Genomic DNA, 22,563 nt, shown 5'->3' on the forward strand with positions numbered 1-22,563 from the left:
ACACCCGTCGGCGTACGCCGCCCCCGCCGCGTTCCAGCCGCCGTCACCTACCGCCGCTCCTCCTCCCGGACCTGCGCGAGCAGCCGCTCGTAGCCGGCCCGCCGGTCCGGGCGGGCGTGCGAGGCGGCCCGCCGCAGCGCGGGTACGGCCTCCGGTCCGGCGCGCAGGACGGCCTCCTCCGCCGACCGCCGCACGGTGACCTGCCCGTGGTCGAGCAGCCCCACGAACGCGGGAACCGCCGGCCGCCAGCCCGCCTGCGACAGCACGCGGACAGCGGCGCGCACCACGTCGGGCCGCGCGTCGTCGAGCAGCACCTCCGTCAGTCGCAGATGGGTGTCCCGGTCGAGCAGCGCCCGCGAGGTCCGGTGCGCGTGCAGCCGTACGCCGGTCTCGGAATGGGTCAGCAACTCCCGCAACACCCCCTCGAATCGCGCCACTTCGAGCGTGGCGGCGTGCTCGGTCAGATGAGCCAGGGCGCGCCGGACCCGCCGGGGCTCGGGCGACCGCAGCAGCGCGACCAGCTCCTCGTACGCGAGCACGGGCGACGACACGAGCGGTCGCGGGGCCCGTTCGCGCAGGGTACGGAGCGCCGCCGCCCGCCGTTCGGCGGCTTCCGGCCCGTGCAGCGGACCGTCGACGAGGACGAGCTGCGCCTCGGGGTGCCGCTCGCTCAGCCGCTCCAGCACGGGGGTGCGCAGCAGCCGGCGGTCGGCGAGCAGCCCCAGCGTGTCCGTGGCTCCCGTGGCGAGCCGACTCTCCAGGTGCCCGGCCAGGAAGTCGGCGGGCAGCAGCCGCAGCGCGGTGAACGCATCCCTCCGCGCCCCCTCCGGGCCGTGCTCCCACAGGTGCAGCAACACGGGCAGCAAGAGCGGGAGTTGATCGGTCCGGCCACCGGTGACGGCGAGTCGGGCCACCCGGTCGAGCCGTACGCCCTCCTCGCCGCCGATCAGGCACTGGGGATCGACCTCCGCCAGCGCGCGGCCCAGTGCGGCCAGGAGTGTGCGCTCGGCGGGCGCGTCGATCCGGCCGCCCAGATACGCGTCGAGCACGGCCGCACGCGCCTCCGGCTCGGGCCAGGCGAGCAGCGTCCGCGCGGCCCTGTTCCGCGCCTGCGCGTCCTCGGAGGCAAGAAGAGCGAGCAGCCGCTCCCGCTGGACGCCGGACCGGGGCTGGTCGAGGTCGGCGGGGTGGACGTTCCTCGGCACGGAGGACGCGACGCGGGCGTCCTCCGCGAGCGTCCACGGCGGAGCACCCAGGGGCTGAAGCTCCGCCATCCAGTCGACGAGCGCGCTCCGCACCTCCTCAGTGCCCTCAGCCTGTACGTCGACGAGCGCGGCGAGCAGCTCACGCGACCCGGCATCGACACCCCGCTCCCGGTACGCGGCGAGCCCCGCCACACTGCGCACAGCAGCGGCGAGTTCGCCGTACCAACCAGGCCGGACGCCCTCCCGTCCCACCACTCCGAACGCCTCTCGCAGCAACCGCGCGCGAGCGGAATCCGGGTCGTCCGCCAGTGCGGCGGCGGCAAGTTCACGATCGAGGTCGGCACGCACGACGACGGCACCGGCGAGGCGCAGCAGCGGCAGGACAGAGCGGCTTCCCGGAGCCCGAGGGGTCAAGTCCCTTACCCTGGAGGCAATTTCGGCACCGACTCCCCGGGTGGCGACCGCCTCCAGGATCTCGATGAGGCCGTCCCGCACGGCCCCTTCCGCCTCCGCCAGCCCGTCCAGAAGGACGGTGACATGCCGGACGAACGTCCCGCGCTCGTGCACGGCCCACGGAGCGGGGCAGATCCCGCCCGGCAGCACGCCGAACACGGCCCGCCGCGCCCGCTCCGAAGTGGCGGCGAGGCCGAGCCAGTCGGGGAGGTAGGGGCGCAACTCCCGCAGATTGACCGGAAGATGGCCGTGCGCGAGGTGTTCGACGAGGCGCAGGGCAGCCTCCGGATCCCAGCCCTCCTCCACAAGCACGCGGAGATCGGCCTCGGCCTCGGCCTCGGGCTGCTCAGGCGCCGACTCGTCGGAGAGCACGGCGAGGAGGCGTTCGCGGGCGCGGGCGTCCGGGGCGACGGCTGCCGCCGCCGTGATCGTGGCGGGGAGGGTGTCGCCGAGGAGGGCACGAAGGGCGTCGAGGAGCAGCTCGCGCAGGCCGGGGTTGTCGTCGTGCCCGAGGCGGCGCAGGAGGTGGGGTACGGCGCGGGCGGCCCCGGCGGTGGCGAGGGCGCGGGCGGCCGTCTTGCGGACGTTCATGGTGGGGTGGTCGAGGCAGGCGGCGATCGCGTCCGACGCCCAGCGGGCCCCGGCGTCGCCGAGGGCGCCCAGCGTGCGGCGTACGGTCTGGGGGTCCCGGTCGGGCCCGGTCAGCGCGAGGAGCGTCGCCGACACCGCCGCGACGCCGTCGCCGGTGGCGTCCCGCGCGAGGAGGGCGATGACGTGCTTGCGCACGTGCCGGTCGGGGTGCCGCAGGAGGGAGTGTACGCGGGGCCGGATCGTGCCGTGCGGCGCGTGCGGAAGGTCCAGCAACACCCGCAGCAGCACGGCCTGTTCGCCCGGCGTGAGCTCGGGCCGGTCCAGCAGCCCGAGGACCACGTCGGTGACGAGCGCCGGTCCGGCGGCCTCGACGGGCCGGACGTCCAGCAGGCACACGGGCCGGATCCGGCCGCGCGCGTGCAGCCGCCGCCCGAGGGCCTCCAAGGCGTCCACGGCCTCCTGCGGCACGACCGGCTCCGCCTCGGGTACGGGTCCCGAACCCCCCGGCTCCCATGCGGCGGCCGCCTCCCCGGCGATGCGGAGCAGCAGGTCGGCGAGGACGGGCAGGAGGCCAGGACCGGCATGCGCGGCGAGCCTGCACAGGGCGTCGACGGGCCGGTCCGGATCCAAGTGGGACGCGAGCAGGGCGAGTTCACTCTCGTCCGGCCCGCCGAGCCCGGCGGCCATCCGCGCGGGCAGCTCGGCCCCGTCGGCCCGCAGGATCAGCTGCCGCCGGACCCCCGGTTCCGTGGCCAGCAGCCACACCAGCTCCAGCGCCTGTTTCCGGAAGCCCCGCACAGCGCGCTCCACGCGGCCAGGTTCAGGCGTGCCGCCGGCCCCCGCCCCTTCAACCCCCACCCCGTCAGCCCCAACCCCTTCTGCCCCCACCCCTTCAGCCCCCGGACCAGAATCCAGCCCGAGAGCGGCGCCCAGGACACGTACCGTCCGCTCCCCGCCCACCGCCTCCAGCGCGTCGAGCGCGTCGGCGGGCGCGTGTGGGAGGGCGTCGAGGACGGCGGCCTCGGTCGCGGGGTCGCGGAGGGCGCGGAGGGCCCGCAGGAAGGGGCCCGGGCGGGCCGCGGCCGGCAGGACGCGGGCGATCTCCGCGGCCGCCGGCAGGCCCCCGACCCCCTGCGCGTCCAGCGCGACGAGGAGGTCGAGCCGGCGCGGCCACTCCGGGTCGTCCGGCGCGGTGTCGACCAGCAGGCGCAGCACGGTGCGCCGGGCGGTGAAGAGGACGGTCGCCACGGCACGGGCCGGGATCGTGTGGTCGGTGAGCGCGAGGGCCAGCACGGCCGGGACGTCCGGGTCGGTGACGAAGTGGCCGCGCCGGTGCATCGCGCGCAGGCAGTCCGTCGCGGGCCCGCCGAGGAGCAGCGGGTCCTCCCCTGCGAGGTCCAGAATCGCGGGCACGTCGCCGCGCCGCGCGGTCTCGCCGTAGAGGGCCAACGCCCGCCTCCGTACGCCGGGTGCCCCGTCCCGGTTCCCCGCGGCCCGCCACAGCAGCTCGCCGTGCCCGTGGGCGACGGCGGTGGCGAGCGCGGCATCGGCGGTCCCCGGCCGCAGCAGCCCGGCGAGCGGCGCGGCGGGCAGCGGCTCGACCGAGGCCCAGGGTTCGGCGAGTTCGGCGAGCGCGCCGTTCACCACGGAGTCGGCTCCGGAGCGCAGCAGCCCCAGCAGCACCTCGCGTACGAACGCGGGCGCGAGGCCCCCCGCCCGCGCCCGCGGCCCCGCCCGCAGCCCCTCCCGAGCGAGCCGCAGCGCCTCCCCCTCCAGGACGGCGTCCCCACTGCCGGCCAACTCCCCGACGAGCGCCGCCACCTGCGCGAGACCCTCGGCCTGCACACCCCGCACGGCCTGGTACAGCGCCTCCCCGCGTTCCTCGTGCCGCAGCACCGCCGGATCCCGTACGAGCTCCGCCCGCAGCAGCGCCACCCGCACCGGCGGCACCAGCACCTCGGCGGGCCACGCCCGCCACCCGGCCGGCGGCCCGCCGCCACCGGCGAGAGCGAGCGCCGCCTCGGGGCTCACACAGAGGTCGGGGCTCACACAGAGGTCGGGGCTCACACGGGGGTCGGGGCTGGGCTGGGTGTGCGGCGTCGGACTCACGCCCGGATCGTACGATCCGCACCGGACGCACCACTCGGCACCCCGGTCGCCCTCCCCCACATCAGCCCCCGCCGCCCTTGCGCAGCACGTAGAGGTTCCACGCGTCGGGGTCCCCGATGGAGACGAAGATCTTCGGGTGCTCCGGACTCCCGTAGACGCTCCACCACTCCTGCTCGCAGCCGTCGACCGCGACCGAGATCCCCTGCGACCTCGCGTCGTCGCCCGGGTGGTACGTCCACGTGCCGGTACCGCTGCACCCGCGCGCCACCGGTGCGAAGAAGTCCCCGTCGTCGTAGGTCTGGACGCCGTCGGCGGTGACCCTGCCGTCCGCCGCGAACGTCAAGGTGCCGCCCTTGCCGTCGGACCAGGTCCCCTCGATCCGTTCGGCGCTCAGCCGCGGAGGCTCGTACGCGACTCCGGCCCACAGGACGGCTCCCGAAACGGCCCAGGCGGTGACGACGGCGAGCGTCCCACCCATCACCAGCCGCCCGACGAGCGCGCGCCCCGGAAGCCGCGGGCGGTCGAGCCTCAGCGGCAGACGCGCGACCAGGGCGGGCACGGCGAGAACCACCGTCACCACCGCCCCACCGACGAGGGCCGCCCGAACCCCGGCCGCCATCAACAGAGCCCCCGCCGCACCCACCACCGCGGCCACGGCTCCCGCCGTCACCGGAACCCACCACCACGCCTCACGGCCCGAGCACCGGCGCCCGAGCCACGCGGCCCCGGCCAGCATCGGGCACACCAGCGCGGCCGACACCGCCAGCGCGAAGATCCCCACCGCCAGCACGGCGAACGGCGCGGCCAGCATCAGCAGCAACAGCCCCATCGAGTTCTGCGGGTGGCCCGGGTTCTCCAGCGACTCGGTCCAGACGTGGTACACGAGCAGTCCGGTCACGGCTTCGACGAGGAGCACCGCCGTCGAGGTCAGGAGCACATCACCGAACCGGTCCCGCACGCGCGCGTGGAGCCCGCCCCGAACCCCCGACGTCATTTCTGAACGCATTCAAATCCCCTCCCGCGCCGTATCCTGCCGCATGCCCGACCGGCCCGCACCGCCGGGGCCCCGCCCGGATATCGGGATGAGGCGGCGGCGCCCCGTCTGGCACACTCGCCCCGCCAGGAGAAGGGGGGTTCCCCGTGGACGCGAGGGACGAGGCCGCCAGGGACACCCCGGGGCCGTACGAGACGCACGTCACCGTGAGGTGCGGGAGCGAGGCCGAACGGGCCCGGCTGGAGGCGTGGGCCGCGCGCCAGGGCCTCAAGCTCACGACCATCGTCCTGGCCCGGGGCCGTACCCCGGTGCAGCCGATGCTGACGCTGCCCGACCGGACGGGACATCCGGCACTCGTGGCCGCCCTTCGGGCGGCCGGGTTCACGCCGGTACGGGTCAAGGTGGAGACCGTCCCGTGGAGCGCGGAGCCGGCGGGACCGGGCGGCGGGTACCACGAGCACCACCTCAAGCTGGCGCTGCCGTCGCCGTACGACCGTGCCGCGCTCGCGGCGCTCGTCGTCCCCCACGGAGCGCACGTGTCGTGGAACGCCCGCCGCGCCCTCCCGGGGCCCGGCGGCCGCCACGAACGCTTCGTCACCCAGCGGCACCCCGGACCGGCACCGGCGGCGCTCCGCGCCTGCGACGCCCTGCTCGCCGCACTGCTCGCGTCCGGCTACGACGTGGTCGACGAGGAACGGGAACGGGTCCTCTCCGACAGCGACCTCTCCCTGGACGAGGGCTGGCTGGAACCGGCCGCCGCCCACCCCCCGCACACCCCGACAACCGGCCCACACCCCCGCACACCCTGACAACCAACCCACACTCCCGCACCACCCCAGCGGGCCCGCGCCACCCGGAGGAGACGGCATGACCGACCCGACCTGGACGGAACCCATCCCGGACGGCCCCGGAACGGCCGGTGAGCCGGCCGCCGAACGCCGGCGGCGCGACCTCGGGCGCCCCGGCACCCTGACCGCGGGCGTCGGCCAGGCCGCCGTCCGGCACCGGGCCTTCGACCCCGCCCTCAAGCACTTCCGCGAGGCGTTCCGCCCCACGGACGACGTCATCGAGGACCCGGAGCTGCGCGCCCGCTGGCAGGCGGCCCGCGCCTCCGCGCTCGACCTGGTGCTCGCGGCGGTCGCCGGGTCGGCGTGGGCGGACTCGCTCGTGCTGCGCGGCAGCATGCTGATGTCCGCGTGGTTCGGGGAGGACGCCCGCCCGCCGAAGGACATCGACTTCGTCGTCGTCCCCGAGACCTGGCGCATCGAGGAGCCCCGTACGCGCGCCATGCTGGCCGGCATCGCCGAGGCCGCCGAGCGGCTGGCCCGTACCCTCGACACGGGCATCGCCATCGACGACGCGGGCGCCGTGACCGAGTACATCTGGACGTACGAACGCGTCCCCGGCCACCGCCTCGTCCTCCCCTGGACGGCCCCCGGCCTGCCCGGCGGCCAGGTCCAGCTCGACTTCGTCTTCCACGAGCGCCTCCCGTCGCCGCCCCGTCCGGCCGAGGTGGCCGGGGTGCGGGTCCTGGCGGCGGACCGGGAGCTCTCCCTCGCGTGGAAACTCCTCTGGCTGCTCTCCGACACGTACCCCCAGGCCAAGGACCTGTACGACGCCGTCCTCCTCGCCGAGAGCGGCGCCCTGCGCCTCCCCCTCCTGGAGACCGTCCTGAAGGACTCCGGCGAGTGGCCCGGCGGCTTCGACGTGCCGCTGGACCTCACCCTGTTCGAACAGGCGCTCCGCCAGGTCGACTGGGACGCCTTCCCCGACGACCACCGCGCCGCCGCCGGGCCGGCGTCCGGACGCTCCTTCCGCGAGGAACTGACCACCCGCCTGCTGACCGCACTGGCCCCGACGTTCGCCCCCTGACGGAGCGTCCGCGCCCCACCCCGGCTGCCCACGCCTCACCGAAAGGGCATTGTCAGACCCTCACGCCAAGATGGATCCATGACCGCGATTCCCGCCGTTGAGGCGTACCTCGTCCTGTCCAGCCCCGCCTCGTACGAGGACGCGCTCGACCGGCTGCGCGCCGCGTCCGGCGCCTACTACGCGGGCGAGAACAGCCCGCTGGACGACGCCTCGTACGACGCGCTGCGCCTGGCCGTGCTGGCGTGGGAGGCGGCGCACCCCGGCGAGGCGCCGGAGTCGCCGACGGGTCTCGTCGCCGACGGCGCCGCGCCGGAGGGCGACGTCGCGCACACCACGCGCCTGCTCAGCCTGGACAACGTCTTCGGTCCCGAGCAGCTGATCGCCTGGGACGCCTCGCTGCGGCGGCGGCTCGGGCGGGACGTGGAGGGCGGGTTCACCGTCGAGCCGAAGCTCGACGGGGCGGCGATCGCCGCCAGGTACCGGGACGGGAGACTCGTCCAGGTCATCACCCGAGGCGACGGCACGCACGGCGAGGACGTCAGCCACGTCGTCGGCTCCGTCGCCGGACTGCCGGAGCGGCTCGCGGAGCCGGTGACGTTCGAGGTGCGGGGCGAAGTGCTCTTCACCCAGGAGCAGTTCGAGACGGCCCAGGAGGTGCGCGCGGCCCACGGCGGCGCGCCCTTCGCGAACCCGCGGAACGCGGTCGCGGGGACCCTGCGCGCCAAGGACCGCCCGTACCGGCTGGAGATGTCGTTCTGGGCGTACGGAGCCGTCGACCTCGATGGCGGATCGTTTCTGCCCGCCGGGGCGACGCACGCCGAGGTCCTGGCGGCCGTCGCCGCCGCGGGGGTCACGACGACCGCCGACACACCGGCCGGACTGCACGTCGTGAGCACCGTCGCCGAGGCCCAGGCCCGGGTCGACGCGATCGGCGCGCTGCGCGCGGGGCTCCCGTTCGGCATCGACGGTGTGGTCGTGAAGGCGAACAGCGCCGCCGAACAGGCCGAGGCGGGGCTCGGGAGCCGGTTCCCGTACTGGGCCATCGCGTACAAGCTGTCGGCGGTGGAGCGGCAGACGGTCCTGCGGGACGTCGTCTGGGAGGTCGGCCGCACGGGCGTCCTCGCGCCCACCGCGCTCCTGGACGCGGTCGAGATCGACGGCTCCACCGTCTCGCGCGCCACCCTGCACAACCCGGCGGACATCGCCCGCCGCGGCCTCCACCTCGGCGACACGGTGACCGTCTACAAGGCGGGCGACATCATCCCGCGCGTCCAGGCGCCCGTCGTCGAGCTGCGCCCCGAGGACGCCGTCCCGGTCCCGCTGCCGGCCGCCTGCCCGAACTGCGGGGGCGAGATCGACAAGAGCCAGGAGCGCTGGCGGTGCGCGAAGGGCGCGGGCTGCGCGCTCGCCCCGCTCGTCGAGTACGCGGCCGGGCGCGACGTCCTCGACATCGACGGGCTCGGCAAGACCTATGTGAAGGCCCTGATCGACGCGGGCCTGGTCACCGACGTGGCCGACCTGTTCACCCTCACCGAGGAGCAGCTGACGGCCGCCGCCGGCAGCGCCCGGCGCGGCGCGAAGCTGGTCGAGCAGTTCGAGCTGGCCCGCAGCCGCCCGCTGAGCCGGGTCTTCTGCGCCCTCGGCATCCGGGGCACCGGCCGCCGCATGTCGCGGCGGCTCGCCGCCCACTTCGGCACGATGGAGGCGATCCGCGCCGCGAGCGCCGAGGACCTCCTCGCCGTCGAGGGCATCGGCCCGGAGAAGGCCCCTGTGGTCGTCGCCGAGCTCGCCGCCCTCGCCCCCGTCGTCGACAAGCTGATCGCGGCGGGCGTGAACATGACGGAACCCGAGCAGCCCGGCCGACCGGCGGGAGCTGCGGGAACGGACGCGGCGGACAGCGAAGAGAGCTCTGCACCCACTGCGGGTCCCCTCACCGGCAGCACCGTCGTCGTCACCGGCAAGATGACCGGCCGGCTGGACGGCTTCGGCCGCTCGCAGATGAACGAACTGATCGAGCGGGCCGGAGGCCGGGCGGGCAGCGGAGTCAACGGCAAGACCACCTACCTCGTCTCCGCCCCCTCCCCCACGGGCAAGCCCAGCTCGAAGGCGGTCGCCGCCGAGAAGCTCGGGGTCGCGGTCCTCACCCCGGAGGCGTTCGCCGCACTCGTCGCCGACTACCTCGCCTGACCGGCCCGCACACTCCGCGGACGATCCGGCGCTCCAGGGCGAGGCACCCGCCCTGGAGCCCGGGTGGGCGTCAGACCAGCGGCCGGCACAGCAGGGCGTCCGGGACGCCGTAGTGGAGCCACTTCCAGGTGAAGGCGACGCCGGCGACGTACTCGTGGTCGCCGCACTGGCCCTTGTAGGAGCCGGGCGCCCAGTCGCTGCGGTTCGAGCCCCCGGTGGCGGGCCGGTTGTCGCCCCGGTCGAACCAGAGGACGCGGCCCGTGGTGGGCAGGGCGGTCGCGGCGGGGGCGCAGAGGAGGGCGGCCATGGCGTCGTCCTTCACGCTGTAGCCGACGGCGAAGGTGCGGGCGGGGCACTGGAGCTTGTTGTAGCCGCTCGCCCAGTCGCCGCCGGTGACGTACCGCTCGTCGGTGACGACCGTCCACGCCCCGGGGGCCTTGGCGGGCTGGCCCGCGTCCGTGCACAGACCCCGGCTCGAACTCCTGCCGAGGCCGACGAGGCGTTGGGTGTCAGGGCAGTTGGCCTTGCGGTTGCCGGGCGACCAGTCGGGAGCGGCCAGCATGGTCGAGGAGACGTTGTAGTCGGTGTGGTCGAGGTTGAGCATGTTCCAGCGGGGGGCCTGCGGGATCGGGCCGGACCTGGCGGGCTCGCCGACGAGCCGGTTCCAGTCCGGGGTGCGCCAGTCGCCGGGCTCCAGCAGACTGAGGCGCTCGCCGGTCCTGCTGTAGCTGATCAGGGCCCAGGTGTCCTGCGGCCTGCCGTCGGCGCCGGTCCAGCCGACCAGCGGCCAGATCGCGAAGTCGCTGTCGTTGCGCACCAGAATGTCGGTGAAGCGGGTGAACCAGTCGTGCTCCCTCGCGTCCAGGTCGCCCCGCCCGCCGGCGCCGAACTCGCTGATCCACACGGGGGCGGTGAAGTGCTGGCCCGAGCGCGTGACGAAGAGCGCCTGGTCGTCGACGACCTGGACCAGCTGCTCGGGGGTGAGGTCCTCGTAGCGCGGGTCCGTGGTCTCGCCCATGCCGGTGGCGCCGGAGTGGTTCGGGCCGGTGTAGCCGTAGAAGTGGGCCGCGTACACGAGCTTGTCGGAGCGGATCAGGGTGTTGGAGAGGGTGGCGACGGGGGTGAGGGTGGGACGGCCGTGCGGGGTCAAGTCCGTCGGGATGCCCTGCCAGTTGATGCCCTCCATGACGATGAGGAGGTCCGGGTCGGCCTGGAGGATCTCGTTGCCGGCCTGCTCGTACGCCTGGTTCAGGTCGTGGTCGTTCCCCCAGCCCCAGTTGGGGTCGTTCCAGGTGTCGCGGCGGACCTCGTTGCGCAGGTCCGCGCCGACGACCCGCTGGTTGTCCTGGTAGCGCTCGGCCAGGAACACCCAGTCGTCGATCCACTGGCGGGTGGTCTGGCCGCTGTTCCAGCGCTCGTTGCCGTCGAGGGCGCAGCAGAAGCGGTAGCTGGTGGTGTGGTTGTTGAGGATGACCGCGAAGCCGTCGTCGGTGAGTTCGGCGATCACGGCGTCCATGATCTGGAGCGGGGTCTTGCCCCTCAGCTGCGGGTTGGCGGCGACGGCCGCGTCCGGCACCGGAGTGGTGTCGTGGACGAGCGCGTTGGCGAAGGGCAGCCGGATGCTGTTGAGGCCGAGGGCGTGGAAGTCGGCGAGGATGCGGTCGATCGGGGTCCGGTCCAGGCCGAGCGGAAGGTTGTGGGACATCTGGTCGGCCTGATGGTTGGCCGGGTCACCGACGTCGCCGCTCCCCTCCCACGTACCCTGCGCACCAGCCCAGTTGCCGGACTTGAGCTTGAAGCGGTCGCCGTCGGCGTCGACGACGTACCGGTCGCGGGTGGAGAGCGGCGCGGTCCAGGAGGCGGCGAGCCGCGCGCCCGTCTGGGGAGCCGCTGTCACGGGGGCGAGGGCAGCGGGCTCGGGAGCCGCGGTGGCGCCGGGGACGGCGACGGCGAGGAGCGCCGCGGCGGCCAGGAGCGCGGGCAGGGCACGGGTACGGGCACGGCTACGCGTCCGTGCGGCGCCCGCCGCGGCGGGTGGGGGTCCGGTGAAGAGCACGGTGGTCCCTCCGGGAGGAGTGGGGTGAGGGTGTGAGGAGGTACGGGACGGGTGCGCGATCTACGGGAAGAGCGCCTCGATGCCGAGGACGGCGGCGCCTCTCGCCCACTCCTCCCACGGGAGCGGACGCAGCGTCAGCGGGCACCGGGCAGCGCCCTTGAAGCAGTGCTCCGCGTAGGAGTCCTTGATGTGCTCCCCGAAGAGGTCGTAGGTCTCCAGACCTTCGCCGGTGACGACGACGCGCTCGGGTCCGAGCAGGTTGACCAGGATCCCGATGCCGGTGCCGATGGCACGCCCGGCGCGGGCGAAGACCACCCGGGCGACGGGGTCGCCCTCGCGGGCGAGCCGCACGGCGGCGTCGAAGTCGAGGTCGTGGCGGCCCGTTCCGGCGCGCACGGCGGCGAGGACGGCGCCGGTGGAGGCGATCGCCTCCACGCAGCCCACCTGACCGCAGTGGCACCGGGGTCCTGCCGGGTCGATGCTGATGTGCCCCATCTCGCCCGCGACCCCGTAGGCGCCGGTGATCAGCCGCCCGTCGACGACCAGTCCGGATCCGATGCCCGCGCCGATGGTGACCAGCGCGAAGTACTCGGTGCCGATGCCCTCGCCGAACCAGTGCTCGGCGGCGGTGAGGGCCTTCACGTCGTTCTCCACGACTACGGCCAGACCGGTGGCCCGCGCCATCGTGTCGGCGAGCGGCACGTCCTGCCAGCCGGGAAGCACCGAGTAGCGCACCCGCCCGGCGGCGCGGTCCACATCGCCGGAGACGGCGATGCCGAGATGCCGGGTACGGTCACGGAACTCGGGCCGCATGCCGAGGAGTTCGTCCACGAGCTCCCGGATCAGCGCGCTCACGGCCACCGGGCCCCGGTCCTCGCCGAGGCTACGGCCGGCGGTGACCCGCATGCCGGCCCGCAGGTCGCAAACCGCGCCGTAGAGCGCGTCGGCGCTGATCTTGACCCCGGCGAAGAACGCCCGATCCGCCGTCACCGCCAGCGGATTGACGGGCCGTCCGGCACCCGGCGCGGTCCGCTCGGGCGGAAGTTCGTGCAGGTAGCCGTCGTCGATGAGCGGCCGGGCCGCCTTGGTCACGGCCGTCGACGACAGCCCGGTACGGCGCGCCAGTTCGACCCGGCTCAACGGCCCCTCGGCGAGCAGCAGGGCAAGCACCGACGCCTCGGCCGGCGCGGTGACGAGTGGGGGTGGTGCGTGGCTCGGGAACACGGCGGCAACGTACCGGCGAATAAATAACTTAGTCCAGTATTGATTTCACACCCGAACCGACCCTACTGTCGGGTCACTTACGCACCAGTAGCCTTCCAACTCCCTTGGAACACCCGTGACTTCCGCCCTGCCTCCGGCACGCCGTCACCACATGCGTCCGGCCGGTCCCCCACGACGGGGGGACCGGCCGGACACGGATCGTGGAGCGGGGCGAGGCCCGTCAGCGCTCCGACGTACCGCCCTGCGAGGAGGTACGCCGGCGCGGACGCCGGTCGCCGCCGCGCGCGGAAGCGGCCGCGCCCTCGCCCTTGGCGGACGCGCCGCCGGATCCCGTACGCCGGGCGGTGCCGCGCCCACCGGCCGCGGCGGCGCGACCGCCGGTCGCGGACGCGCGACCGCCGCCGGACGTACCGCCGCCACTCGCGGAGGCGCCGCCCGTGGTCTTCGCGCCGGCCGCGGTCCGGCGGCCGGAGCCGCCGGCGCCGCTCTTGGAGGACGCGTCGGCCGACGCGGCAGCGCTCGCGCCACCGCCACCGCCACCGCCACCGCCACCGCGGCGTCGGCGGGACGGACGCGCGCCGCCCTCGCCGGCCGGCTTGCGGCCGCCGCGGGAGGCCGCCGGGGCCGCCTGCTGGGGCACCTCGATGGTGACGGCGACACCGGACGGCTCGCGGGCGCCCGTCAGGGTGGCCAGCTCCTCGTCGCTGGACCGCAGGCGCGTCGTCCGGGGCTGGATGCCCGCGTCCCGCATCAGCCGGGTGACCTCGTGCTTCTCCTCGGGCAGGACCAGCGTCACGACGCTGCCGGAGCCGCCGGCCCGGGCGGTGCGCCCGCCGCGGTGGAGGTAGTCCTTGTGGTCGCCCGGCGGGTCGACGTTCACGACCAGGTCGAGGTCGTCGATGTGGATGCCGCGGGCCGCGACGTTCGTCGCGACCAGCGCCGTGACCTGGCCGGTCTTGAACTGCTCCAGGGTGCGGTTGCGCTGCGGCTGCGTACGGCCGCCGTGCAGAGCCGCCGCGCGGACGCCCACGGACAGGAGCCGCTTGGCGAGCCGGTCCGCCGACCGCTTGGTGTCGAGGAAGAGGATGACCCGGCCGTCGCGGGCCGCGATGCGGGTGGTGACGGCCTTCTTGTCGGTCACGTCCTGCACGTGGAGCACGTGGTGCTCCATCGTGGTCACCGCGCCCGCGGACGGGTCGACGGAGTGCACGACGGGGTCGGTGAGGAAGCGCCGGACCAGCTGGTCGATGTTGCGGTCCAGGGTGGCGGAGAAGAGCATCCGCTGCCCGTCGTCCCGCACCTGCTTGATCAGCTTCGTGATCTGCGGCAGGAAGCCCATGTCGGTCATCTGGTCGGCTTCGTCCAGCACCGTGATGCGGACGTCGTCAAGGACGCAGTCGCCCCGCTCGACGAGGTCGTTGAGGCGGCCGGGGCTCGCCACGACCACCTCGACGCCGCGCCGCAGCGTGGCCGCCTGCTTGGTGATCGAGAGCCCGCCGACGACGGTCGCCATCCGCAGGTTCACCGCGGTCGCGTACGGGGCGAGGGAGTCCGTGACCTGCTGCGCGAGCTCACGGGTGGGCACCAGGACCAGCGCGAGCGGCGCCTTGGACTCGGCCCGCCGTCCGGCCGTACGGGCCAGCAGCGCGAGGCCGAAGGCGAGGGTCTTGCCGGAACCGGTCCGTCCGCGCGCCAGCACGTCACGGCCGGCGAGCGAGTCGGGCAGGGTGGCGCCCTGGATGGGGAAGGGCGTGGTCACGCCCTGCGCGGTGAGGGTCGCCAGCAGTCCCGCGGGCATGTCGAGGCTCGCGAACTCCTCCACGGCGGGGAGGGCGGGCGTCGCGCTCTCCGGCATCCGGAATTCACTGGACGACGCGGAGGAAGGAGCCGGAACCGGAGCGGCGGAAGCTCGCTTGTTCGACTTCCGGGGCCTGCGGGACATAGAATTTTCTGCCTTTCTTCGAACAGCACAAACCGGGGTCCGCACCACAAAGGTGCGGACCCCGGTGAGCGTACGGACTAGCGTCCGGCTATCAGGCGGGGACGATGTTCTCCGCCTGCGGGCCCTTCTGACCCTGCGTGACGTCGAAGGAGACCCGCTGGCCCTCCTGGAGCTCACGGAAGCCCTGGGTGGCGATGTTCGAGTAGTGGGCGAACACGTCCGGACCGCCACCGTCCTGCTCGATGAAGCCGAAGCCCTTTTCCGAGTTGAACCACTTCACGGTTCCCTGTGCCATGACCTTCTCCTTCTGTAGGCAGAGGCCCCATCCGGAGATGCCGGAAAAAACGAAATATGCGCCCGCGGAAAAGCATTCCGGTCAGGCGCACATAGGTTCATGGGTACCACAACTGCAACAAGTCCAGCTTAGCACGGTCCGGAGGGTGCATTCTGATCTTCCGGCGTGTCGGCGTGTCGGACGCCGTCACTCGGCCATGACGGCCGCCAGCAGATTCGCCACGATCATCAGGACGACGCCGAGCCGGTGCACCGCGAAGCCGGTGCGCCGGGCCCGCATGATGTCGCCGGCCCGGAAGCCGAGCAGGTACTGCCGCAGCCGCAGCAGGGAGGCCGGCAGCATCACCAGGACGAACCACCAGGGGGCGATGCCCGTCAGGCTCGCGACGGCGATGGTCAGGAACTCGGCGAGGGACAGCGCGCCGATGAAGCGGGCGTTGCCCCGCTCCGAGACCAGGGCGGCGACGGTGGGACGCCCCACGGACCGGTCGCCCTCGACGTCGTTGGTGTTGGAGTACACCCCGAACATCAGCGGGCCGAAGCCGAAGAGCACCGCCTGGACCAGCAGGAAGCCGGTGGCCTGCCCGGTGACCATGCCGTACGGGAGGATCACGAGCGCGAAGCCCAGGGCGACCAGGTACAGCTCCTGGAAACCGTGGTAGCTGAGCTTGACCCCGTACGAGTACTGCAACGTCACCACCCACAGCACGACGAGCCCGATCGCGGTCCACGCCGGCCGGTGCGGCGCGAGCACCGCGGTCACCCCGAACAGCAGGGCCGCCAGGACGGCGCTGGCCCAGGCGAAGCGCAGTGCCTCGGGCACCGTCAGCGCGCCCGCCACCAGCGGCTTGCGCTGCACGTTGCGCAGCGGGTGGTCGGGGCCGTAATTGGTGATGTCGCTGCCGTCGCGGAAGCCCGTGACGTCGTCGAAGGCGGTCATCGCCATGAGCAGGAAGACCTGCCCGACGAGGAAGACGCCGAAGAGCGCGGCCGTCCGCCCGGTGAGCGCGCCGGCGGGCAGCAGCACGGCCGACAGGGCGATGAAGGTGCCCAGGTAGTAGTCGTAGACGTCGAGCTTGCCGAGGCGCGCGTAGGTGCGGAGCCGGCCGTCCGGGGTGGGCGCCGGCGCGGGGGGCCCGGCGGGCGCGGTGGTGGTCGTGAGCGTGGAGTCGGTCATGTCGCCTCGGGGCTTGTGGTGGAGAGGGGGGTACGGGCGGGGCGGCGGCCCTGCACGGAGTAGAGGACGCCGGTCGCGGCGGCGAACCCGGGGTCGCGCATCATCGCGCCGAGCCGGTCCAGGTCGGCGGGGGTGAAGCCGCTGTCGAGGAGCCGGGGCGCGAGGTGGGCGAGGTGGTGGAGCTGGAGGCCGAGCGCGGGCGTTCCGGGGGCGCGCAGCAGCACGTGCGGCCGGATCCGGAGGCCGGTCAGGCCCGTCTCGCGCAGCGCGGCCGCCGCCCGGCGGCCCCAGGTGGGATCGCCGCCGCCCGCGCGCATCAGCGTCGTCTTGGCCGTGGTGAACCGTTCGTACAGCCGGGCGTCGTCCGGGGTGGGGGCGAGGAGGCACGGTTCGTGTCCGGCGTCGAACTCGTCGATCTGGAGGAGTCCGCCGGGCACGAGCGCGTCGGCCAGCCGCCGCAGCACCGCCTGCCGCTCGGGCAGGTGCTGGAGGACGAGCCGGGCGACGACGACGTCGTACGCGCCCCGGGGCAGCGGGTCCGTGACGACGTCGTGGGCGAGGACGGTCAGTCCGGTCTCCGGCGCGATCCGGCCGGGCTTGATGTCGGTGGCGGTGACGGTGCCGCCGGGCGAGACCAGCCGGAGCAGGCCGCGCGAGACGCTGCCGGCTCCGGCGCCGATCTCCAGGCAGCGCATCCCGGGGGCCACGCCCGCCTCGCGGAGGTGGCCGAGGGTGAGGGGGTCGAGCGCCTCTTCGAGGGAGGCGTGGTGGCGGTCGCTGTGCGGGCTGTCGTTGTCGAAGACGTAGCCGCTCGGGCCCGGGGTGGCCGGGGGCGGCACGGAGGGGCGCGCGGTCATGTCCAGCGGCCTGTGCCGCAGGTCTCGGTGCTGCCCGTCAGCCGTTCGAGCAGGGCCGTGCGGCGCACCTTCCCGGTGCCGGTGCGGGGGACGTCGTCCCAGGCGACCGCGGCGGGTTCGGCGAGCGCCGGGAGGGCGTCCGCGGCCCGCTTCCAGTGCGCGGGGTCGAGGGTGCCGTCCTCGGTGACGACGACGGGCAGCGGGTAGGCGCCGGTCCGGGCGAGGACGACGCACTCCAGCGCCTCGGGGAGCAGGTCCTCCAGCATGTCCTCGGCCTGGAGGCAGCTGAATCCGGGGAGGTGGTCGACCTCCCGGTCGAGGAGCCGGACGCTGCCGTCGCGGGCGAGGGTCCCGATGTCCCCGGTGTTCCACCAGTCGCCGTGCCGCTTGGCCTCCCAGCGCTCCCGCTCGCCGGGGTAGTCCGGGGCGAGCGCCTTGGTGCGGCACAGGACGAGTCCGGGGGTGCCGGCGGGCACCGGGAGGAAGGTGACGGGGTCGACGACCTTGAGGCGGGTCTTGAGGGGGACAGGGCGTCCGAGGTCGCGGACGGTCGTCGCGGCGCCGTCGGCGGCCCGGGCGACGGACTTCCGGGTGTGGAAGGCGAAGGTCAGGGGCCCGGTCTCGCTCTGCCCCCAGCCCTGCATCCACAGGGGCCGGCGCCGCGTGCTGGCCTGGAGGTAGGAGCGGACGACCGGGGGGTGCACGGCGTCGTAGGTGCTGATGTAGGTCCGTACGTCCCGGAAGGGGTTGTCCAGGCGGCGGGTCAGCGGGCGCAGCCGTACGTAGCGGGCGGGGAGGGCTTCGACGACGGTCGGCGGATGGGCGCGCAGCAGCAGGTCGGCGGTCTCGGGCCGTCCTTCGGAGGCGAAGGAGATGTGCCGGGGTCCGCGGACGGGGGCGACGGCGGTCCAGCAGATGGTGCGGCCGTGGGCGTAGGAGCTGGCGTTGAAGAGGCTGTCGTTGCGGCGCAGGCCGATGCGCGGGGTCGGCAGCGTCTCGAAGCGGGCGAGGTGGTGGATCAGGGTGCGGGTGGTGTGGGAGACCAGTTTCGGTACGCCGGTGGTGCCGCTGGTGTGGACGACGACGAGGGGGTCGTCGTCGTCGCGGGGGTGCGGTCCGGGGTCGGCGTGGCCGCGCAGCTCGTCGAGGTGGACGGTGCCGTCGGGGAGGTCGCCTCGGGGGCCGAGGACGAGGGTGGTGCGGGCCGTCGCGGCGAGGTCCGCCGCCGGGTCGCGGCCGAGGACGTCGAGGTCGGTGACGAGGACGCGGGGGGCGCAGCGGTCCAGGAGGACGCGGAGGACCTCGGGCGCGAGGTGGTCGGAGAGCTTGACGGGGACGGCGCCGGTGCGGATGGCGGCGCAGGCGATCAGGTCGTAGTCCCAGTGGTTCGCCTTGACGATGGCGACGCGTTCGCCGGGGCCGGCTCCGGCGGCGGCGAGCGCGCCGGCGGTCTCCTGGACGAGCAGGGCGAGTTCCGGGACGGTCCATTCGGTGGCGCCGTTGCCGGTGGGCGAGGGGGCGAGGTCGAAGGGGCGGTCGAGGTGGTAGCGGGTGGGGGTGCCGGCGTCGGCGAGCTCGTCGAAGAGGGTGCCCAGGTCGTGGGGGGTCATGCGGCGGTCTCCTGCCGGGCGGTACGGCCCCGGTGCGGGGCGAGGTGGGCGAGGACACGGGCGGCGGCGAGCGCGCCGGAGCGGGCGGCGCCCTCGCTGGAGGGCCGGGCGGCGACCCAGTCCCCGGCGTACTCGACGGCGCGGGCCGGGCGGCGCAGGAACGCGGCGCGGACGGCGAGGGCGCGGGGGGTGAGCTCGGGCATGGCCTCGGGCCAGTGGTGGACGTGGGTGGCGGTGAGGGCGGCGCCGAGGCCGGGTACGTAGCGTTCGGCGGCGGCGGTGAGCCTGCGGGCGGCCTCGTCCTCGCTCGCTCCGGCGAGTTCGGGGATGTGGCGGGGTGAGGCGAGCAGGCTGACGAGGCCGCGCCCGGCGGGTGCCCGGTCGGGGCACTTGAGGTGGTCGGCGATGACGCAGGAGAGCAGGGGTTCCTCGCACGCGGGGGTGAGCAGCGCGTAGGCGCCGCCGCGTGGGGCGAGGGGCCGGTCGAGGGCGCAGCTGACCTTGAACATGGGCCGGTAGGTGGAGGCGGCCGGGTAGCCGGCGTCGGCGGTGTGGGCGCCGCCGGTGAGGCGTACGGCGACGGGGGCGGGCACGGCGAGGACCACGGCGCGGGCGGTGAGGGTGGCGCCGCCGACGGTGAGCCGGGCGTGGGTCCCGTGGTCGGTGACCTCGTCGACGGGCTGGCCGTAGCGGGTGTCGAGCCGTTCGGCGAGGCGGGTGGCGAGGAGGTCCATGCCGCCCCGGTACGTGCGCCACGCGGAGACGGGCCCGACGGCGAGGAGGAGGCCGACCAGGGGGGCGGCGGAGCTGCGTGCGGAGTCCCAGCCGAAGAAGGCGGAGGAGAGCGGCTGGAGCAGGTGGTCGTGGAGGTCGGGGTGGTAGCGGCGGGCGGCGGCGGCGATGGTGTCGGAGCCGAGCGGGGTGGTCTCGGGGTGGTCGTGGTCGAGTTCGGCGCGGTGGCGTCCGCTCCAGGCGAGGAAGCGGGCGAGTGAGGGCCGGGCGGCGGGCACGAGTCCGGCGCCGGTGAGGACGGCGCGGGGTTCGCCGACGCCGTTGTGCGGCCGGCCGTCGCGCCAGACGGCCATGGGGCGGCCGATGCGGGGCACGTCGTCGGGGGTGAGGCCGGCCCGGCGGACGAGCTGCCAGGTGGCGCGGTAGCCCTGGGCGGAGATCTGCTCGGCCCCGGTGTCGATGAGGTAGCCGTCGCGGCGGAGGCTGCGCATCCGGCCGCCGGGCGCGTCGGCGGCCTCGAAGACGCACACCTCGTGCCCGTTGCGGCGGAGTTCGTGGGCGGCGGCGAGTCCGGCGAGTCCGGAGCCGATGACGGCGATGTCGAGGTCAGGGGTCATGCGGGGGTACTCCGTGCGGGGCTGGGGGTGGTGGCACGGCCCGTCCTGGGCGGTGCGGTCACCGGCGGATACGCAGGGCGTGGGCGCGGACGGCGTCGGTGACGTGCTCGACCTGGGCGTCGCTGAGCCGGTGGTGGACCGGCAGGGAGAGGTGGCGGCGGGCGGCGTCCTGGGCGTGCGGCAGGCCGGGTCCCGGCCGGCCGGCGGCGACGGGGGCGAAGGCGGTCTGCTCGGGCAGGGTCCTCGGGTAGTAGACGTGGGTGTCGACGCCTTCGGCGGAGAGGTGGTCGCGCAGGGCGTCCCGGTCGTCGGCGAGGAGGGTGTAGACGTAGTAGCAGCGGCCGTCGGTGCCCGGTGGCGGGGTGGTGATGCCGGGCAGGCCGGCGAGGTGTTCGGTGTAGTGGGCGGCGATCCGGGCGCGTCGGTCGAGGCGGGCGGTGAGGCCGGAGAGCCGGTGCAGCTGGAAGGCGGCCTGGATCTCGTCGAAGCGGCTGTTGACGCCGATCACGTGGTGCAGGCCGCGCGTGACGCCGTCCTGGCCGTGGTTGCGGAGCATCCGCACGGTGCGGCCGGTCTCCGCGTCCCGGGTGACGACGGCGCCGCCCTCGCCGGGCATCCCGAAGGACTTGACCTGGACGAAGGAGTACAGCCCGGCGTCGCCCCACAGTCCGGCGGGGGTGCCGTCGAGGACGGCTCCCTGGGCGACGGCGGAGTCCTCGATCAGCCGCAGGCCGCGCTCGGCCGCGAGGGCCGTGAAGCGGGGCATGTCGGCCATGACGGAGAACATGTGGGCTGGCATCAGCGCCTTGGTGCGGGCGGTGATCCGGGCCTCGGCGTCGGCCGGGTCGAGGGTGAGCGTGCGCGGGTCGATGTCGGCGAAGACGGGGACGGCGCCGGCGTGGAGGACGGCGGCGGCGAGCGGGGCGCAGCCGAAGGCCGGTACGACGACCTCGTCCCCGGGGCCGATGCCGAGGGCGGTGAGGATCAGGTGGAGGGCGGAGGTGCCGCTGGAGCAGGCGACGACGTCGGTGGCGCCGAGGCGGTCGCGCAGGGCGTCCTCGAAGCGGCGGGTGTGGTCGCCCAGGATGAACTTCTGGTCGGCTCCGGTGCCGATCTCGTGGAGGAGCCGCAGGAGGGTGTCGCGGTCCTCGTGGAAGAGGTCGGGCGGGAAGAAAGGGACGCGGTCGCCTGGGGTGGTGGCGGGTCCGGTGCTCCGGTCGCTGGTGGTGGTCATGCGGGCACCTTCCCGGTGTGGAACGCGCGGACGGCCGCGCAGACGCGGTCCACCTCGGCCTCGGTGAGATCGGCGTAGAGCGGCAGGGCGAGGGCGCGGCGGGAGGCGGCCTCGGCGACGGGGAAGTCGCCGGGCCGGTGGCCGAGTTCCGCGAAGCAGGGCTGGAGGTGCAGCGGCCGGGGGTAGTACGTCTCGGTGCCGATGCCCTGGTCGTGGAGGTGGGCGACGAGTTCGTCGCGCCGGTCGGTCTCGATGAGGTAGACGTAGAAGACCTCGTCGGGGGCGCCGGTGACGGCGGGCAGCCGGGTGATGCCGGGCGAGCCCCGCAGCCCCTCGTCGTAGCGGCGGGCCAGGACGGCGCGGTGGCGGATGTCCTCGTCGAGGACGCCCAGTTTGGCGAGCAGGACGGCGGCCTGGAGGTCGTCCATCTTGCTGTTGTGGCCGATGTGCACGGTCTCGTTGGAGATGCCGGGGAAGTGGGCGAGGGTGCGCCCGGTGCGGCCGTGGTGCCGGAGCGCGGCCACGTGCTCGGCGAGGTCCGCGTCGTCGGTGAGGACGGCGCCGGCGTCGCCGAGCGCGCCCAGCGTCTTGCTGGGGAAGAAGGACAGCACGCCGCCGCGTCCGTGGAGTCCGGCGTGGACGCCGTCCTGCCGCATGCCGATGCCCTCGGCGCTGTCCTCCAGGAGCGTCAGCCCCCGGTCGGCGGCGTACGCGGAGAGCGCCGCCATGCCGGCCATGCGGGAGAAGAGGTGCACGGGCAGCACGAACCGGGCGCCGTCCGCCGCCTCGTCGCGGATGGTCCCGGGGCTCATGGCGTACGTGTCCGGGTCGATGTCCGTGAAGACGGGCCGCCCGCCGGCCAGGACGACGGAGCTGGCGGTGGCGACGAAGGAGTACGCGGGGACCAGGACGCGGTCCCCCGGGCGCAGTCCGCACGCCTGGAGGAGCAGGACCAGTGCGTCGGTCCCGCTGTTCACCCCGATCACATGGCGGGCCCCGGTGTACTGCGCGAGGGCTTTTTCCAGACGGCCGACCTGGCGGGAATGCGAGAACTTGCCGTCGGCGAAAATCTCGTCCACTCCGGCGCGGAGATCCGGCCAGATCTTTTCGAACGTCCTGGCCTGGGAGAAAAAGGGAATGCTGGATCGCGTCACGCGGAAACAATTCTTCTCGGCCGACGGGACGTCGGCGTCAACTGGGGCCGGATGAAAGGCCCGAGAGGGATGAGGGGCGGGTCGATGACCGCCCTGAAAGCCTGCCGAGCGAGCGTAACAGTACGAAGATTGGAGTCACGAATCCTCAATGGAAATTCATACTTCCCGGTGACCATGCCTCCGATTTCCTTGACCGGGGTCGCACGGGACGGAGACATTCTTCGCTGCATCCCGCCCGAATCACCGAATGGAACA

The 22,563-nt window shown here is 74.3% G+C and carries 15 protein-coding genes; 3 read left to right on the forward strand and 12 right to left on the reverse strand.

What is annotated here, in order from left to right:
* Positions 1 to 47: 47 nt before the first annotated feature.
* Positions 48 to 4,358, reverse strand: a complete 4,311-nt coding sequence (locus ACFXMG_RS05340; RefSeq protein WP_383830298.1) for a HEAT repeat domain-containing protein — start codon at positions 4,356 to 4,358, stop codon at positions 48 to 50.
* Between the two features lie 61 nt (positions 4,359 to 4,419).
* Positions 4,420 to 5,352: a hypothetical protein gene (locus tag ACFXMG_RS05345; protein ID WP_383830295.1), complete on the reverse strand. Its 933-nt coding sequence runs from the start codon at positions 5,350 to 5,352 to the stop codon at positions 4,420 to 4,422.
* Positions 5,353 to 5,498: 146 nt separating this feature from the next.
* On the opposite strand from ACFXMG_RS05345, the gene ACFXMG_RS05350 reads away from it, so the two are divergent.
* The 3 genes from ACFXMG_RS05350 to ligA all read left to right on the forward strand — a co-directional run bounded on the left by ACFXMG_RS05350 (position 5,499) and on the right by ligA (position 9,411).
* Positions 5,499 to 6,161: a hypothetical protein gene (locus ACFXMG_RS05350; RefSeq protein ID WP_383830292.1), complete on the forward strand. Its 663-nt coding sequence runs from the start codon at positions 5,499 to 5,501 to the stop codon at positions 6,159 to 6,161.
* A 58-nt stretch (positions 6,162 to 6,219) separates the two neighbouring features.
* Complete coding sequence (locus ACFXMG_RS05355; protein WP_383830289.1) at positions 6,220 to 7,224, forward strand: nucleotidyl transferase AbiEii/AbiGii toxin family protein; 1,005 nt, start codon at positions 6,220 to 6,222, stop codon at positions 7,222 to 7,224.
* A gap of 78 nt (positions 7,225 to 7,302) precedes the next feature.
* On the forward strand, positions 7,303 to 9,411 hold the full coding sequence (gene ligA / locus ACFXMG_RS05360) for an NAD-dependent DNA ligase LigA (RefSeq protein ID WP_383830286.1): 2,109 nt from the start codon (positions 7,303 to 7,305) through the stop codon (positions 9,409 to 9,411).
* A gap of 70 nt (positions 9,412 to 9,481) precedes the next feature.
* Here the strand turns inward: ligA and ACFXMG_RS05365 are convergent, their stop codons facing one another.
* The 10 genes from ACFXMG_RS05365 to ACFXMG_RS05410 all read right to left on the reverse strand — a co-directional run bounded on the left by ACFXMG_RS05365 (position 9,482) and on the right by ACFXMG_RS05410 (position 22,233).
* Positions 9,482 to 11,395 (reverse strand): glycoside hydrolase family 5 protein, encoded by a 1,914-nt coding sequence (locus ACFXMG_RS05365; RefSeq protein WP_383830304.1) that lies wholly within the window; start codon positions 11,393 to 11,395, stop codon positions 9,482 to 9,484.
* Between the two features lie 132 nt (positions 11,396 to 11,527).
* Entirely contained in the window at positions 11,528 to 12,691 is a 1,164-nt protein-coding gene (locus ACFXMG_RS05370) for an ROK family protein (protein WP_383830283.1), read from the reverse strand.
* 220 nt (positions 12,692 to 12,911) lie between these two features.
* Complete coding sequence (locus ACFXMG_RS05375; protein WP_384900170.1) at positions 12,912 to 14,633, reverse strand: DEAD/DEAH box helicase; 1,722 nt, start codon at positions 14,631 to 14,633, stop codon at positions 12,912 to 12,914.
* A gap of 91 nt (positions 14,634 to 14,724) precedes the next feature.
* Positions 14,725 to 14,928: a cold-shock protein gene (locus ACFXMG_RS05380; protein ID WP_007502648.1), complete on the reverse strand. Its 204-nt coding sequence runs from the start codon at positions 14,926 to 14,928 to the stop codon at positions 14,725 to 14,727.
* A gap of 186 nt (positions 14,929 to 15,114) precedes the next feature.
* Positions 15,115 to 16,104 (reverse strand): UbiA family prenyltransferase, encoded by a 990-nt coding sequence (locus ACFXMG_RS05385; protein ID WP_383824800.1) that lies wholly within the window; start codon positions 16,102 to 16,104, stop codon positions 15,115 to 15,117.
* Positions 16,101 to 16,961 (reverse strand): class I SAM-dependent methyltransferase, encoded by an 861-nt coding sequence (locus ACFXMG_RS05390; RefSeq protein ID WP_383824797.1) that lies wholly within the window; start codon positions 16,959 to 16,961, stop codon positions 16,101 to 16,103. The genes ACFXMG_RS05385 and ACFXMG_RS05390 overlap by 4 nt, the downstream gene beginning before the upstream one ends.
* Positions 16,958 to 18,571: an AMP-binding protein gene (locus ACFXMG_RS05395; RefSeq protein WP_383824794.1), complete on the reverse strand. Its 1,614-nt coding sequence runs from the start codon at positions 18,569 to 18,571 to the stop codon at positions 16,958 to 16,960. The genes ACFXMG_RS05390 and ACFXMG_RS05395 overlap by 4 nt, the downstream gene beginning before the upstream one ends.
* Positions 18,568 to 19,920: a protoporphyrinogen/coproporphyrinogen oxidase gene (locus ACFXMG_RS05400; RefSeq protein ID WP_383824791.1), complete on the reverse strand. Its 1,353-nt coding sequence runs from the start codon at positions 19,918 to 19,920 to the stop codon at positions 18,568 to 18,570. Before ACFXMG_RS05400 ends, ACFXMG_RS05395 begins: the two co-directional genes overlap by 4 nt.
* A 58-nt stretch (positions 19,921 to 19,978) precedes the next feature.
* Positions 19,979 to 21,154 carry a DegT/DnrJ/EryC1/StrS family aminotransferase gene (locus tag ACFXMG_RS05405; RefSeq protein ID WP_383824788.1) on the reverse strand — a complete coding sequence of 392 codons (1,176 nt, stop codon included), beginning with the start codon at positions 21,152 to 21,154 and terminating at the stop codon, positions 19,979 to 19,981.
* On the reverse strand, positions 21,151 to 22,233 hold the full coding sequence (locus tag ACFXMG_RS05410; RefSeq protein ID WP_383824785.1) for a DegT/DnrJ/EryC1/StrS family aminotransferase: 1,083 nt from the start codon (positions 22,231 to 22,233) through the stop codon (positions 21,151 to 21,153). The genes ACFXMG_RS05405 and ACFXMG_RS05410 overlap by 4 nt, the downstream gene beginning before the upstream one ends.
* Positions 22,234 to 22,563 lie beyond the last annotated feature (330 nt).

It is taken from the genome of Streptomyces sp. NPDC059201 (genome assembly GCF_042754585.1).
GTDB lineage: Bacteria > Actinomycetota > Actinomycetes > Streptomycetales > Streptomycetaceae > Streptomyces.